Origin of the sequence: Thalassospira profundimaris WP0211 (assembly GCF_000300275.1) — a bacterium.
Taxonomy (GTDB): Bacteria; Pseudomonadota; Alphaproteobacteria; order Rhodospirillales; family Thalassospiraceae; genus Thalassospira; species Thalassospira profundimaris.
The window spans coordinates 123,534-138,047 of sequence record NZ_AMRN01000002.1; the positions used below are offsets into that span (position 1 = coordinate 123,534).

At 53.4% G+C, this 14,514-nt stretch carries 18 protein-coding genes; 11 read left to right on the forward strand and 7 right to left on the reverse strand.

The genetic code is table 11. The annotated features are described in order from the left end of the window. Nucleotide 1: 1 nt before the first annotated feature. The 7 genes from TH2_RS04650 (at nucleotide 2) to TH2_RS04680 (ending at nucleotide 4,419) form a co-directional block, all read left to right on the forward strand. Nucleotides 2-358: a Na+/H+ antiporter subunit C gene (locus TH2_RS04650; protein ID WP_008889245.1), complete on the forward strand. Its 357-nt coding sequence runs from the start codon at nucleotides 2-4 to the stop codon at nucleotides 356-358. After that, complete coding sequence (locus TH2_RS04655) at nucleotides 358-1,890, forward strand: monovalent cation/H+ antiporter subunit D (RefSeq protein WP_008889246.1); 1,533 nt, start codon at nucleotides 358-360, stop codon at nucleotides 1,888-1,890. Before TH2_RS04650 ends, TH2_RS04655 begins: the two co-directional genes overlap by 1 nt. A gap of 18 nt (nucleotides 1,891-1,908) precedes the next feature. Continuing rightward, nucleotides 1,909-2,400, forward strand: coding sequence for a Na+/H+ antiporter subunit E (locus TH2_RS04660; protein WP_008889247.1), 492 nt, complete (start codon nucleotides 1,909-1,911; stop codon nucleotides 2,398-2,400). After that, nucleotides 2,397-2,666, forward strand: coding sequence for a K+/H+ antiporter subunit F (locus TH2_RS04665; protein WP_008889248.1), 270 nt, complete (start codon nucleotides 2,397-2,399; stop codon nucleotides 2,664-2,666). Before TH2_RS04660 ends, TH2_RS04665 begins: the two co-directional genes overlap by 4 nt. A 12-nt stretch (nucleotides 2,667-2,678) precedes the next feature. Continuing rightward, nucleotides 2,679-3,083, forward strand: a complete 405-nt coding sequence (locus TH2_RS04670) for a Na+/H+ antiporter subunit G (protein WP_008889249.1) — start codon at nucleotides 2,679-2,681, stop codon at nucleotides 3,081-3,083. A 98-nt stretch (nucleotides 3,084-3,181) separates the two neighbouring features. Then, entirely contained in the window at nucleotides 3,182-3,712 is a 531-nt protein-coding gene (locus tag TH2_RS04675) for a GNAT family N-acetyltransferase (protein WP_040822700.1), read from the forward strand. 83 nt (nucleotides 3,713-3,795) lie between these two features. Further along, a complete protein-coding gene (locus tag TH2_RS04680) occupies nucleotides 3,796-4,419 on the forward strand; it encodes a ribonuclease HII (RefSeq protein ID WP_008889251.1) in 624 nt (207 codons plus the stop codon). Nucleotides 4,420-4,422: 3 nt separating this feature from the next. Here TH2_RS04680 and TH2_RS04685 read toward each other — a convergent pair whose 3' ends face one another. Together TH2_RS04685 and arfB are read right to left on the reverse strand one after the other, a co-directional pair. Continuing rightward, on the reverse strand, nucleotides 4,423-5,205 hold the full coding sequence (locus tag TH2_RS04685) for an acyl-[acyl-carrier-protein] thioesterase (protein WP_008889252.1): 783 nt from the start codon (nucleotides 5,203-5,205) through the stop codon (nucleotides 4,423-4,425). A gap of 37 nt (nucleotides 5,206-5,242) precedes the next feature. After that, nucleotides 5,243-5,659 carry an alternative ribosome rescue aminoacyl-tRNA hydrolase ArfB gene (gene arfB, locus TH2_RS04690; RefSeq protein WP_008889253.1) on the reverse strand — a complete coding sequence of 139 codons (417 nt, stop codon included), beginning with the start codon at nucleotides 5,657-5,659 and terminating at the stop codon, nucleotides 5,243-5,245. Nucleotides 5,660-5,805: 146 nt separating this feature from the next. Here arfB and TH2_RS04695 point away from each other — a divergent pair, with 146 nt between their 5' ends. Beyond that, nucleotides 5,806-6,210, forward strand: coding sequence for a YbaN family protein (locus TH2_RS04695; RefSeq protein WP_008889254.1), 405 nt, complete (start codon nucleotides 5,806-5,808; stop codon nucleotides 6,208-6,210). Here the strand turns inward: TH2_RS04695 and TH2_RS04700 are convergent. From TH2_RS04700 to TH2_RS04720, 5 genes are read right to left on the reverse strand one after another with little or no spacing between them, the layout of a single operon-like run. Then, entirely contained in the window at nucleotides 6,207-6,590 is a 384-nt protein-coding gene (locus TH2_RS04700; protein ID WP_008889255.1) for a MerR family transcriptional regulator, read from the reverse strand. The genes TH2_RS04695 and TH2_RS04700 overlap by 4 nt on opposite strands. A 38-nt stretch (nucleotides 6,591-6,628) precedes the next feature. Next, nucleotides 6,629-8,248 carry an ATP-binding protein gene (locus TH2_RS04705; RefSeq protein WP_008889256.1) on the reverse strand — a complete coding sequence of 540 codons (1,620 nt, stop codon included), beginning with the start codon at nucleotides 8,246-8,248 and terminating at the stop codon, nucleotides 6,629-6,631. Between the two features lie 14 nt (nucleotides 8,249-8,262). Then, nucleotides 8,263-8,886, reverse strand: a complete 624-nt coding sequence (locus tag TH2_RS04710; protein ID WP_008889257.1) for a chemotaxis protein CheC — start codon at nucleotides 8,884-8,886, stop codon at nucleotides 8,263-8,265. Then, on the reverse strand, nucleotides 8,883-9,257 hold the full coding sequence (locus tag TH2_RS04715) for a response regulator transcription factor (protein WP_040822850.1): 375 nt from the start codon (nucleotides 9,255-9,257) through the stop codon (nucleotides 8,883-8,885). The genes TH2_RS04710 and TH2_RS04715 overlap by 4 nt, the downstream gene beginning before the upstream one ends. 60 nt (nucleotides 9,258-9,317) lie before the next feature. Beyond that, complete coding sequence (locus tag TH2_RS04720; protein WP_157193855.1) at nucleotides 9,318-11,744, reverse strand: putative bifunctional diguanylate cyclase/phosphodiesterase; 2,427 nt, start codon at nucleotides 11,742-11,744, stop codon at nucleotides 9,318-9,320. Nucleotides 11,745-12,385: 641 nt separating this feature from the next. Between TH2_RS04720 and fdxA the strand changes: the two genes are divergently transcribed. The 3 genes from fdxA (at nucleotide 12,386) to TH2_RS04735 (ending at nucleotide 14,428) form a co-directional block, all read left to right on the forward strand. Continuing rightward, a complete protein-coding gene (gene fdxA / locus TH2_RS04725; protein ID WP_008889260.1) occupies nucleotides 12,386-12,721 on the forward strand; it encodes a ferredoxin FdxA in 336 nt (111 codons plus the stop codon). 310 nt (nucleotides 12,722-13,031) lie between these two features. Further along, a complete protein-coding gene (locus TH2_RS04730; protein ID WP_008889261.1) occupies nucleotides 13,032-13,532 on the forward strand; it encodes a CarD family transcriptional regulator in 501 nt (166 codons plus the stop codon). Nucleotides 13,533-13,624: 92 nt separating this feature from the next. Next, nucleotides 13,625-14,428, forward strand: a complete 804-nt coding sequence (locus TH2_RS04735) for a hypothetical protein (RefSeq protein ID WP_008889262.1) — start codon at nucleotides 13,625-13,627, stop codon at nucleotides 14,426-14,428. Nucleotides 14,429-14,514: the final 86 nt, after the last annotated feature.

Genomic DNA, 14,514 nt, shown 5'->3' on the forward strand with positions numbered 1-14,514 from the left:
TATGGAATTTCTTGTCGCAAGCAGTATTGGGCTTCTGACCACCTGCGGGACTTATCTGTTGCTGCGCGGGCGAACCTTCCCGGTGGTTGTCGGTCTGGCCTTGTTGTCCTACGCGGTGAACGTCTTCCTGTTTGCCATGGGGCGCCTGACCATCAATATGCCGCCGATCCTGCGAGAGGGTGTCACCGAATATACTGATCCCTTGCCCCAGGCACTTGTCCTGACGGCCATTGTGATTTCGTTCGGTATGACGGCACTTATCGTCGTTTTGTCGATCCGGGCATTCCTTGAAATTGGCAATGACCATGTTGACGGTCGCCCGGTTGGCGCGCCTTCCGAAGCAGGAGATAAAAACTGATGGGTGACTGGATTGTTGTTCCCATAGTGCTGCCAGCCGTGATGGCCGCCCTGATTGTATTGGCGGTGCGTCACGACATCATTCTGCAGCGCGTCTTTTCGATTACGGCAACACTCGCCCTTGTGGCGGTGACACTGTCACTTTTGATTTTTGCCAGTGGCAATGGTCCGGAAATGTATGCCTTGGGCGATTGGCCCGCACCGTTTGGTATTGTGCTGGTGCTGGATCGTTTGTCGGCGATGATGGTGTTCCTGACATCGCTTCTGGGGCTTGGTGTTATCCTGTTTGCCTCAAGCGAATGGGATCAGCGCGGCAAGCATTTCCATGCCCTGTTCCAGTTCCAGCTGATGGGGGTTAATGGCGCGTTCCTGACTGGCGACGTCTTTAACCTGTTCGTGTTCTTCGAAGTCCTTTTGATCGCGTCCTATGGCTTGATGCTGCATGGCGCGGGTGCTGAACGTCTTAAGGCCGGGATGCAATATGTCGTCATCAACCTGACAGGGTCATCGTTGTTCCTGATTGGTGTCGGCATGATCTATTCCGTGACCGGGACGCTGAACATGGCCGACCTTGCCATTCAGGTGACCAATGTTGCGTCGGGTGATGCGGCGTTGCTGCGCGCTGGCGCGTTGATCCTGCTTTTGGTGTTCTGTGTGAAGGCGGCGTTGGTTCCGGTTCATTTCTGGTTGCCTGGCACCTATGCCAATGCACCGGCACCGGTGGCCGCACTGTTTGCCATCATGACCAAGGTCGGGGCCTATTGCGTCTTGCGCGTTTATTCGCTGGCCTTTGGCGATATGGCAGGCGACATGGCTTGGTTGGCCGCGCCTTATGTTCTGCCGGCAGCACTGGTTACGCTGGTATTGGGCATGACCGGGGTTCTTGCTGCAAAGCGCCTTAACAGTCTGATTGCGTTTTCCGTGATCGGATCGATGGGGACCCTGTTGATTGCCATCGGGCTGTTCACGCCAGAAGCCATTTCTGCCGGTCTTTATTACATGCTGCATTCGACCTTCTCGGCTGCGGCGCTTTTCCTGATTGCCGATCTGGTGGTGTCACGTCGCGGGCAATTTGGCGACAGCCTGAATACCGCACCGCGCTTCCATCAGTCGGGCTTCCTGGCTGCTCTGTTCTTTGCCGGGGCCATCGGCATGGCCGGGATGCCGCCGCTCAGTGGTTTTATCGGGAAGTTGCAAATCCTTGATGCGGCGCGCGACAGCGATGCCATGGTCTGGATCTGGTCGATTATTCTCGTGACATCACTTATGTGTATCGTGGGCTTTGGCCGGGCGGGCAGTGTCCTGTTCTGGAAAAGTGCTTCGGTCGACGGTGAAATCACAGTCGACGGCGCGAAATGGCCGGTTCTGCCGATCATTGCAAGCTGTGGCATGTTGGGTGCCCTGGTTGCGCTGACCATCTTTGCTGGGCCGATCACGGATTACCTTAACGGGGTTTCCGCGCAGCTGTTCGACACGTCGCAATATATCGAAGCGGTGCTGGGTGAAAATGCCCTGTCACTGCTTGGTCAATAAGGGGATAGGATAGAAAAGATGCTGAAACGTTATCTACCTCATCCGCTTTTGACTGTGGTCCTGCTTGTTGTGTGGGTCTTTCTGGTCAATGAAATATCGGTTGGTGCCGTGATCTTTGGCCTTATTCTGGCGGTTGTCATTCCGCTGATCACGTCAAGCTTCTGGCAGGATCGGCCGCGTTTGCGCAACGTCTATGGAATGTGTGAATACGGTCTGATTGTGTTGTGGGATATTCTGGTGGCCAATGTGGTCGTGGCTGGTTTGATCCTGTTTCGCAAAACCGAAAGTCTGGAATCAAAGTCGGTTGTCGTGCCGCTTGATCTGACATCTCCCGAAGCCATCACCACACTTGCCGGTACCATCACGATGACGCCCGGAACGGTGACGATTGATCTGAGTGCCGATGCCAAAAGCCTGCTTGTGCATTGCCTTCATGCACCCGATCCGCAGTCCGTTATCGATGACATCAAGAATCGCTACGAACGCCGTCTGAAGGAGATTTTCGAATGATCGAATATGCGCTCAATTTCGGCTTCGTCTGTGTGGCATTGGCGCTGCTGATGAACCTGTATCGTCTGACGGTGGGGCCGACCACAGCAGACCGGGTTCTTGCCGTCGACACCATGGCGATCAATGCCATTGCGCTTCTGATCCTTTACGGGATCGGCAAGGCGACTGCGATGTATTTCGAAGGGGCATTGCTGTTTGCGATGTTCGGATTTGTATCAACTGTGGCCTATTGCAAGTTCGTCTTGCGCGGCGACATCATCGAATAAGGGAGCGTTACGATGCCGTTTGTTGTTGAACTCATCATTTCGCTTTTGATCGTGATTGGCGGTGCCTTTTTGCTGATCGGGTCATTCGGGATGATCAAGTTGCGCGATCTTCTGCCGCGACTGCATGCACCGACCAAGGCCAGCACCGTGGGCTTGGGCGGTTTGTTGATTGCGTCCATGCTGTTCTTCTGGATTGAACGTGGTCATTTCACCATTCATGAATTGTTGATCACGCTGTTTATCTTCCTGACTGCTCCGATCACGGCCAACCTGATTGCCAAGGCCTACATGCTGCTGAATGTTGATCCCAACAAGGATCTGCCACCCAGTAAACAGGATGAAGGCTGGGCAACCTTCGATCCGGTCGGGCCAGAGGGCTATGACCCCAGCGAGGAATATCAGGAAAAGGAAACCTGAAAGGGTCAGGACCTTTGATGACTTCAAACGGCATCGGGAAACCGGTGCCGTTTTTTGTTATGGTGGCGAGAACGCAATCATGATGACCCGGCATCCAGATGATTTTTGAAACCGAACGCCTATTCCTGCGGCCAAGGACGATGGACGGTTTTGATGCCTGTCTTGCAATGGACAGGGCACCGGGGGTTGTCGACTTCGTTCAGTGCCCGTGGCGTGATCCTGTGCAACACAGGGCATTTATCGCCGCCCGTATCGGCCAGGACTATGGAAGCGGTCTTGGGTATTGGTCGATCTTTGCAAAGGCGCAACCGGATTGCTTTCTTGGATGGGTATTGTTGATCCCCGAAGACGGTACAGGACCCGAGATAGAAGTTGGTTGGCGATTGCATCCCGATTACTGGGAACAGGGAATTGCAAGCGAAGCAGCGACAGTGATCATTGATCACGCGTTTTCTCGTCTCGAACTTCCGTGCATTGTCGCTGATATTGATGAACGCAATATGGCGTCACGGAGGCTTGCAGAAAAATTGGGTATGACGGCTGATCGCGTTGTTGACGGCTGTCTGCGTCATGCGATGACGCTTGAGGATTATCAGGGTCTTCGTTTCTCTGCGAAAAATCCTGATTAGATATACTGCTCGTTTGTTGTCCGAAGCTTTGTGGCTTGCTATGACAAATAGCAGAGAGGGACACCATAGGCACACCATACAGCATGCCAGATTTTGCCATCGAAGATCAGTATCACGGACGAATTGCCGGGATTGACGAGGTCGGTCGTGGCCCCTTGGCGGGGCCGGTCGTTGCCGCCGCTGTGATCCTGCCGCGTGACGGGCGGCTGCCAATCGAATTGGTGTCCGAACTTAATGATTCCAAAAAGCTTTCTGCGAAAAAGCGCGATCACCTGTATGCGATCATCATGAACTGCGCCGAGGTTGGTATTGGCGCAGCATCCGTGCGCGAGATTGACCAAATCAATATCCTTCAGGCGACCTATGTTGCTATGCGCCGTGCCGTTGATCGCCTTAACGCTTTACCTGATCAGGCACTTGTTGATGGTAACCGTGATCCCGGATTGCCCTGTGCCGTCGAGACTGTTGTGAAAGGTGATAGCAAGTCACTGTCGATTGCGGCTGCGTCAATTGTCGCCAAGGTCGTACGTGATCGCGCGATGGCGCGTTTGGCGACGCGCTACCCGTTTTTTGGCTGGGAAGGCAATGCGGGATATGGCGTCAAGAAACACATGACCGGATTGGGCGAAGTTGGTCCCACGGCACATCATCGCAAAAGCTTCAAGCCGATTGCCGATCTTTTTGATGCCATGATGGATGGTCGCTAGGCACTAGGCCAAGGCAGTCTGGTTGAACGGAACGATATGGGCGCGTACCAGATCGGTGCCATCTTCCTTGCGGGTAACAGCGGCAAAGCCATTCTCATAACCAATTGAAACGCGTTCATGGACACGGCACTCGGTTCGGAACTGGATATCAAGACTTTCCGGGTGAAAATCCGGACGACCGTCCGGACCCGCCACACCCATGACCCACTGCATCATGCGCACATTATTGACATGCCCATACAGATCAAGATCAGACGGCCGTGCCTTGATGTTATCGATGATTGGCAAATGATCCTTGGTAAAGGCCGGTCGTAAAGATGGTTCGATCAGTTTGGGACCGGGCGGATCGGGCAGGCGTTCTTCGACCCAGTCTGGCCATTGCGCTGCACGACGGGTGGTTAGGTCAAACATCACCCAGAAACTTTGCGCGACACCGATAACCTCGCCCTTGCTGTTGGAAAGACGAAAATCACGGGTGGCGACGCGGCGCGAAACGCCAGATGGCCAGGTTTCAACCCGAATGTCTTCGCCATTGCCGGGATAGTCGCGGATATGAATAACCATGCGTGCCAGCACCCAGGCAATCCCCTGATCCACCGTATCGTCATAGGCGAGTTTCAGAATACGGGCACCCCAGCCGGCGGCATCCTGCATATAGTCCGCCAGTGCAGACATCATGACCTTGCCATTGTCACCAATCTCGGAATAACGAACGCGATAGGTTCCCTTCCATCCGCAATTGGCGGGGAGCTTTGCCGTTGCAATCCTATTCCAATCGATGGTCATGACAGTCCTTTGTCTGGGCGCGTTTCTGGGGGCGCGATCAATAGGAAGGTTTTTGCCGCATCTTCTTGGTGTCACCGCGTTTCTTTTTGGTATCAACGCGTTTGCGTTTGGCAGAAAGGCTGGGTCGGGTTTTGACGCGGTATTTTTTGCGTTCGGCTGCCTTGCGCAAAAGCGCCAAGAACCGTTCGATTGCATCCTGCTTGTTGCGTTCCTGGGTGCGGTGACGCTGGGCATCAAAGATGATTTCGCCGTCATTGGTCAGTTTGCTGCCAGCAAGTTCGCGCAGGCGATTGCGCACCCGCATCGGCAATTCAGTCAGATCATCGATGCGTACGCGCATCTGAACAGCACTGGATACTTTGTTGACGTTCTGCCCGCCCGGACCAGAGGCACGGACAAACTGAAAATTCAGATGGCGTTCATCCAGATAGAGGCCATTTTCAATTTCAAGCATGGGAACCGTGCAGATTTTCGATGAGTTTCAAGGTGATCAACTAACTGAGTGCGATGGTTGGCTATTGATTGAATTTGCTGATTTCTATGCCTACATTACACCCGTCTAACCTGTCAGGGGTGAGATCGACTGTAAACAGGAAATCAATGCTGCGCGTCTCGCATATCTATCTGGCCCTTGGGTGGCTTTCTGTTGGTCTTGGTGTGATCGGTATTTTCCTGCCGCTTTTGCCAACAACGCCTTTCATGCTGCTTGCGGCATGGCTGTTTGCCAAGGGATCACCGCGCCTGCATGACTGGATTTGCAATCATCCGCGGTTCGGAACGTCAATCCGTCAATGGAACGAATATGGGGTGATCAATCGCCGGGCGAAGGCGCTTGCGATGGTGGCTTTTCTGGCGGTGATTACGGCTTCGCTGGTGTTGATTGAAAACCGTTGGGTGGTGACGATCCAGCTTCTGGTCGCCATTCCGGTCAGTTGTTTTATCCTGTCGCGCCCGTCTGAGCCCCGGCTTGCCAAGGTGCCAAACCCTACAAACCCGGGGGCTTAGCCCGCCTTCTTGCGGGTTAATTCTTCCTGACAGGTTTCTTCAAGCTTATCTAGCTCATCAAGCGTTGCATCAATGTCTTCGCGCTGCTTTCGCAGTGTCTCGCGCCGTTCATTGACCTTGTCGACCAAAGTGGTCAGCTGGGTAATCTCGCTGCGGTCACCGTCATAAAGATCCAGAAGATCGCGAATTTCCTTGAGCGAGAAACCAAGCCGTTTGCCCCGCATGATCAGGCGCAAACGCACACGGTCACGTTGACTATAGATACGGGTCTGACCTTGCCGTTCGGGCGAGATCAGTTCCTGATCCTCATAAAAGCGGATGGTGCGCGTCGTGACTTCGAATTCGCGGGCAAGATCGGTGATGGTGTAGCTGTCGCTCATGGTGGCTCAATCATCTTTACGCTTACGTAAACTGAAAGCTACATGCTTTCGGATGCGGCGACAATCGACAATTCTTTTGGAAGTTCGACACAAAAGGTACTGCCCTGACCGGGTTTGCTGGTAACGTCAATGTTGCCGCCATGGCGGTCGACGATCTTTTTACAGATCGCAAGGCCAATTCCCGTCCCAGCATAATCGCCGTAACCGTGCAGGCGTTTAAAAATCTCAAAGATGGTTTCGTGATATTGCGGGTCGATGCCAATCCCGTTATCGGCAACAAAAATCCGGTAGCTGTCAGATGTTTCCGAGGCAAAAATTCGCACCTGACCGTTTTTCGGATCGCTGTATTTAAGCCCGTTTGACACCAGGTTCTGGAACAACAACAGCAACTGGCTTGCATCCCCCATGACGGTCGGCAGGTGGCCCTCGCGGATGATGTTGCCTTCGGGGGTGGAACCGGCCCGCCTGAAATTGGTAACAATGGCATCAAACAGATTGTCGAGCGGGACGGGATTGAACGGTTTGCCGTGGCGTCCAACCCGCGACAGGGTTAGAAGGTCATCAATCATTCGCTGCATGCGTTGCGTGCCATCAACCGCATAATGAATGAATTCGTCAGCTGTTTCGTCGAGTTGTCCCTCATACCGCCGGGCAAGTAACTGCGTGTAGCTTGAAACCATGCGCAACGGTTCCTGCAAGTCATGCGAGGCGGCATAGGCGAACTGCTCGAGTTCCGCGTTCGAGCGTTCAAGTTCCTGCATCGTCCGCTGGATCTCTTTTTCGTGGCGTTTGCGTTGGGAAATATCACGCAGCGTAATGATGTAGTGATAGCGCTGATCAGCGGAAAAATGGCTGATCGCGACTTCAAGTGGCACATTGCGACCACTGAGCGTGGATGCCAGCACTTCGATCACCCCGGTGCCAAGGTCGGTCAAAAGCCGGTTTGGCGGCGGCGGGGTCAGCGGGGTATGTTCGCTATCGGGCAGCAAAAACCGGATGATGTTGCGCAGTTCCGGATCACCCGTCGGACCGCAAAGCTCCTGCGCGCGGGAATTAAGCGGTTCGATGCTGCCATCATCAGAGGCGACAAGAATCGCATCGATGGTGTTTTGCAAAATCGCGCGTGTGCGGTCTTCGCTGCGTTTGGTTTGCGTCACAAGGTCGGCCAACTCGGCTGCCTGCTGGCGCAAAAGACGGTCGCGCTGAACAGCGAGTGTGACGTCGCGAATGATCAGTGAACACAAGGTGCCATTACGCTTGGTCTGGATCGGGTGAACACGAATGGATTGTTCCATACGATCAAAACTGGCGGCAAATTGCGGTAGGGGACGAAGCGGCAAAGCGCCCTGATTGAGTGAGGGCGAAATGACAGCTGGCATGCCGAATTTCAGGCAATCTTCAATCGCAAGACTGACACGGCCGAGTTTCGTGTCGGGGAACACATCGTGCAACGCCTTACCCATCACCTGATCGGCATCCTTGCCCGACCGGCTTTGCATCCATTGGTTCCAGTGGCAAATCGTTCCGTCCGGGGCAAGCGCAATCAGCCCTGTATCTGCCGTATCAAGCAGTGCAGCAAAAAGATCAGCAGCATCGCTGTCACGGTTCAGATCAAATGACGGGGGTTGGTCCCCCTTAGCGGATTGCGACTTTGTCATTCACCTCTCACCGGTTATCGAAGGGAGTTGGCCAGAAAACGCCGCACCAGTTCACGCAACATCTGGATGGACTCCAAATCCATCACAAACAGAACATAGCCATCGATATCGTTCTGACGCAGCATGAATTGTACATGCAAAATCATCAAAACGGGATTCGTTGCGGCGCTGGCCCCTGCTGTGTCATCGTCAAGCAATGCACGGGTTTCCCGTTTGCGAAACGTCGGCATGGAGCAATTGATCGGTTCACCCAGTACATTCGAAATACTGCCAAGGCAGGCATTGAGGATAATGTTGCCGACCTCCATCAGGGCTTCCTGTTCAAGATCGGTCAGCGTATCAAGTGGTACATCAACTTTAAGCAAGCTACGGACAAGTTCCAGGCTGCGAACTTCCGGGAATACCAGCATGGCTTCGCCGGTAAACGGTCCATGAAAACTTTGACTGACGGCAGAAACAACTTCGGTCGGGGCGTTGGCCAGTTCGCTGTCGGAAAACCGTTCGACAAACGAGATGGCAGGCACGGTCAATTCAACAGGCTGATCAACCATTTCGGAAAGCGACGACGCAGCACGCCCGACACCAATATTGATCAGTTCACTGATTGTATCATGTTCAAGTTCGGTCAGTTCGATCATCGGGTTGCTTCCCGCGACATGATGTAGTCGCGAATTTTGTCTTCGGTCGGGGGTTTGGCGATGAAATCAAGTCCAAGGTTTTCGGCCTTCTTCTGGATTTCCTGTTGAATATTGGCAGTCAGAAGCGCAATTACAGCCCCGGGGAACCGGGCGCGCAGCTTTTCGCCCAGTTCAAGCCCATCCATGCCCGGCATATTGAAGTCAACCAGCATGTAGTCATAGGTTTTGGCATCAACCATCTGAAGCGCCTTGGCGCCATCCTCGGCCTCGTCAATTTCCCAATTGGCAAAATTACTGGAAATGAACGCCTTGACCAGAAGGCGGGCAAACTTGCTGTCATCAATGAGCAATACGGATTTGGTGTTTGGCATTTTCATCTCGATTTTGCGGGGCAGGGGCGAAGCATCTGTTAAATGGGCATGTCTGGCGGGCTAGATTTCACTCGGTATGTCGATTGACGGTCGTCGAATGTATTGGACAATTTCTTCGGGCGGCAGCGGGGTTGCGATCAGGAAACCCTGGACTTCATCGCAATTGCATTCCCGCAAGAAATTCATTTGTTCCTGGGTCTCGACCCCTTCAGCGATAACCTTGAGGCCAAGGTTATGTCCCATAGCAATAATGGTGCGCGTGATCGCGGCGTCGTCTGTGTCGATGGTGACATCCCGAACGAACGAACGGTCAATCTTGATGGAATTGATCGGTAACCGTTTGAGGTAGGCGAGTGACGAATATCCTGTACCAAAATCATCAACTGCGATCTTTAAACCAAGATGGCGCAGCTCATCAAGGATGGTCGCTGCCTTCTTGATTTCCTGCATCATCGCTGTTTCCGTGACTTCAAGCACAATACGGGCGGCTGGTGTCGCCGTCTCGGCAAGGATGCGAGAAATCGTCTCTGTGATGTGGCCCTCGATCAACTGTCTTGGGGACAGATTGACCGCAATTGGCATCGGTGGAAGTGACTGTGCCTCCCACTCGGAAATCTGGCGACAGACTTCACGGAAAACCCATTCGCCAATCCTGCTGATCAGGCCGGTTTCCTCGGCAACCGGAATGAACTGCATTGGCGAAATATACCCTCGGCCCGGCTGTTTCCAACGGATCAGGGCTTCAAGGCCGCAGACCTGGTTTGTCCGCAGATCGACCTTCGGCTGGTAATGCAGTTCAAATTCATCCTTCACCAAAGCTTCGCGTAGATCATTTTCGATCACAAGGCGCGCCATGGCACTTTCATTCATGGTCTTGGTAAAGAAGTGATAGGTGCCGCCACCACTGGATTTCGCACTGTACATAGCGGTGTCAGCATTGCGCATCAGGGCCGGGAAATCCTCGCCATCAGATGGATAAAGGGCAATCCCGATAGACGGTGTAACAAACAGAACGCGTCCCTTGATGTCAAAAGCCGGCGCCAGGGCATCAAGCACGGCCTGCGACAGGATGACGGCATTCTGCGTTTCCTTAAGGTCAGGAATAATGATCAGGAATTCATCACCGCCCAATCGACCGACAATTTCCTGTCGCCCGATCACGCGTTGCAACCTGAGTGCGACGGCCTTGAGCATCAAGTCACCGACATCATGACCGAGACTGTCATTGATGACCTTGAAACGATCAAGGTCAATGAACAGGATTGCGGTGGCACCACTGCGCTCGGAAGCATTGTTTTTATGGGTATTTAGGGCTTCTGACAGGCTGCGTTCAAGCATGCTGCGGTTGGGCAGGTTGGTCAGCGTGTCATGATTGGCCATATAGACCAGTTGTTCTTCATACCGTTTTCGCACGGTGATGTCGTTCAGAACGGCAGTCATCAATGGTGTTGCGTTATCGGGGATCAGGCGCAATGCAATCAAGACATCGATTTCTTTCTGATCGGCGCGCACAATCGGCAGGGTGAAACGTTTTTCGACGGCCTCGGCGCCGGGGGCGTGTGCGGCAAGTTCTTCCAGACTGTGTTCGAGAAGCGGCACCGCACGCGGCAGCAGGAATTCATGTAATGTGCGGCCCTTCGGCGTCTCATCGCGCATCAGACCAAGGATTTCTTTGGTTGCTGCATTGCATTCGACAATACGGCCGGTCGGCGTGATGGTCAGAATACCGTCCGCAACATTTTGAACGATAGCGCTCAGGCGGCTTTCACGGTCGCGGACCTTTTGCTGGCTTTCAAGCAATCTGTCGAGTGTTGATGAAACCCGTTCGACCAGACCACGTGTTGTCTGCAGGATCATGCCAAGTTCATTGCGGGCATGGTGCGGCGGAATGTTGATGGCAGCGGAGTCGGGCTTTTCCGGATCGATTTGGCGTAATTGTGCGGCAATGCCCAGAAGCGGTTTGGTCAGTGTGATATAGAAAAAAGCAACCAGAACCAGACCCAGCAGGAGGTTGCGCACGATCCCTGATAGCAGAATGCGCGATGCACGGTTGATGAAACCCTCTGCAATCATGTCGGTATCGATCTTGACACTAAGGTGGCCGACCAGACCGTTTGGTCCGTCTGTATTCAGCGGGATTTCGTATTCCTGATTTTCCCCGAACATGATCTGGGTCAGGAATGTGCGGTTGGAATTGATTGGCTGTTCGGTCTTGCGTGCGAGAACATTTTTGAAGTTGTCGCGAAGCTCGGCCTCGTAGACTGGCTCATATTCAAACAGACCTGAAATGACGCGGGCTGCGAGTGTCTCATCCAGACCATATGCGGCCTGGGTCGCAGACTCGCGCAGCGTTGCAAGAACCTGGTTTACGGTGCGGTCAATCAGGTTCTGTTCTTCACGAAGATCCCAGACAATCTGAATGCCACTGAATAACAGGCCGATCAGCAAAGTAAGGCCGACCGCAATCCTTGCCTGTTTGACAGACAAGCGATCGCGCCATCTAAGCCGTTGTTGATCAAGGCCTTTTTCCGGCAATCCGATCCCCACAGTTTCTTCTGTTATACCCCTTGCGAAGCAGACTATGGCTTTGCGGGGGTAAAAGCAATTCTCCGCGGGGTTTAGGGGCCAAACTCATTCACATGACCGCCCCGGCAACTGACATGAGAGAAAGAGCAAGGAACGGCCCGCAGAGCGGGGCCGTTGCCCCGGTCAAGCGGTTTGACGCAGAGGCTTTCTCTCATATCAGTTGTCCTTCGGATCCCCCGGATTTGCACGGGCTATTTTGTCGTAAAACCTTGAAAGATATAGATCTTCCTGTGATTTCACTCCGCATATCCGCATAAATCCGGAGAACCGGGACGATTATGTGAGTGAGTTTGGCGCCTAAGATCTGGAAAAGTGACTGGAAATCTGTATGGTCTGCGCTGCATTGCAGCGGGCCGGGGCAATCTGTGATGGGCTTTGTGCAACGTTACGGTGCGATGCAAACAGAATACTACGCAAAAAATTAGGGTTTTATTGGAGTTGCACACAACTGCGGTGCGTGATAACCCAATTCCCGAGAGAGAAAATGGCCAAAAGCGGGTGCAGCCGCAATCTTGGCCCCGCAACCTGTACGGAGTTACACCATGACCTATGTGGTGACGGAAAACTGCATCAAGTGTAAGTATCAGGACTGCGTCGAGGTTTGCCCCGTCGATTGCTTCTATGAAGGTGAAAACTTTCTGGTGATTCACCCTGATGAATGCATCGATTGCGGTGTTTGCGAACCGGAATGCCCCGCTGAGGCGATTATTCCCGATACCGAACCGAATCTGGATAACTGGTTGGAAATCAACCGTAAATTTGCAGAAGTATGGCCAAATATCACCCGCAAGGGTGACGCGCCTGCCGATGCAGATGAATGGAATGGCAAAGCTGGCAAGACAGAAATGCTGTCCGAAGCCCCGGGAACGGGCGACTGATTTTTAGGCTAACCACCGGATATTTAACGCGAATTTTGACCCACTGGTTTACGCCAGTGGGTTTTGCGCATGGCTGCATTGAACGACCTGCCGGGAAAATTCCTGTAAACTGATGGCTTGTTGTGTTATGGTTCACAATTCGCGCTAAGGGCTCGACAGGCTCATTCCGAATTGTCGGATTTCCGTATTTGAAATTCCTGTCTGAACCGCGACTTTGCCAAAAAGCTTGGTCGCGTGCAGCTCTTTGCGTCGCTGGTTCTGTAGTGTTGCAGTTGAATGACCAGGCCTGATTAGGCCGGAAGGATGCTTGATGTCGGATAAGTTGCCGTTTGCTGTTGGCGATTACGTTGTTTACCCCGCGCATGGTGTTGGCTGTGTTGATGGCCTGGAAACCCAGGAAATTGCGGGGCAGGAATTGCGCCTTTATGTAATTACCTTTGAATCTAGCCGCATGACCCTGCGCGTGCCGGTGAACAAAGTTGGCAACTCCGGTCTGCGCAAGCTGTCCTCGAAAAAGCAGATGGATTCCGCGCTGATTACCCTTAAGGGCCGTGCGCGCGTCAAGCGCACCATGTGGTCCCGTCGTGCGCAGGAATATGAAGCAAAGATCAATTCAGGTGACCCGGTTTCGATCGCCGAAGTCGTGCGCGACCTTCACCGCAGCGCGACCCAGCCGGAACAGTCCTTCTCCGAACGTCAGATCTACGAAGCTGCTTTCGAGCGCCTCGTTGACGAACTTGCCGCGATTGAAAAAATCGACAAGGACAAGGCATCTGGCAAACTCGAAAAGCTTTTGCAGAAGGCTGCCTGATTGCGAAGGCATCTTCAGACAACTATTTATAAAAACCGGCCCGCGATATACGCTTGGGCCGGTTTTATTTTTGTTTTGGGCAGGTTACAGCGATGAGTACGGTTCTGGCGCCGATCAAGCCGGCTGAGCGAATCTGGGTCGTCGGCGCAATCAATGGTGATCACGGCGCATTATGTGCCGTTCACCAGAAACTTGCGCAACGCCTAAAAGCGGGCGACAGGCTTGTCTATCTCGGCAATTACTGGGGTGATGGCACGGCTGAAAATGTCGTTGCCTGCATCAACGAATTGCTGCTTTTCCGCCGTTTCTTCATTGCCATGGATGGTGTTGATATCAGTGACATCGCCTTCCTGCGCGGTGCAGCCGAAGAAATGCTGTCCAAGTTGCAGCAGATCCAGTTTGCCCCAAACCCGGGCGAGGTTTTTGACTGGATGCTGACTCGCGGCATCGCCGGACCGGTGCGTGCCTATGGCTTTGATCCGGTCAATGTCCAAAGAACCATGCATCAGGGCGCACATGCGATCTCGCAATGGACGTCGGGCTTTGCGGATGCCGTACGCCGCCATAGTGGCCATAACGCATTGATGTCTGATCTGAAGCACGCGGCCTATTCGACAGATGGGCGCCTGATCTTTGTTCATACCGGGCTGGATGGCTCACGGCCACTGACAGGCCAGACGGATACGTTCTGGTGGGGCGGATCAATGTTTGAAGCCATCACAGAACGGTATTACGACTGTGCGCGTATTGTGCGCGGTGCGTCCCAAGGCCAAACGGGCTTGCAGGAACGTGAATTTACCCTGTCGCTGGATGGCGGGGCAGGGCGCGGTGGTCATTTGATTGCGGTCGCCCTTGATGGCCAAGGTGCTGTCATCGAGCAGATTACAAGTAGCTAGACTTTCCGTTATTCCCTCAGGGAAGTGAGCAATCGAAAAAGAAAAAAGGCAGCATGAATATGCTGCCTTTTGTCGTGTTTGGGTTT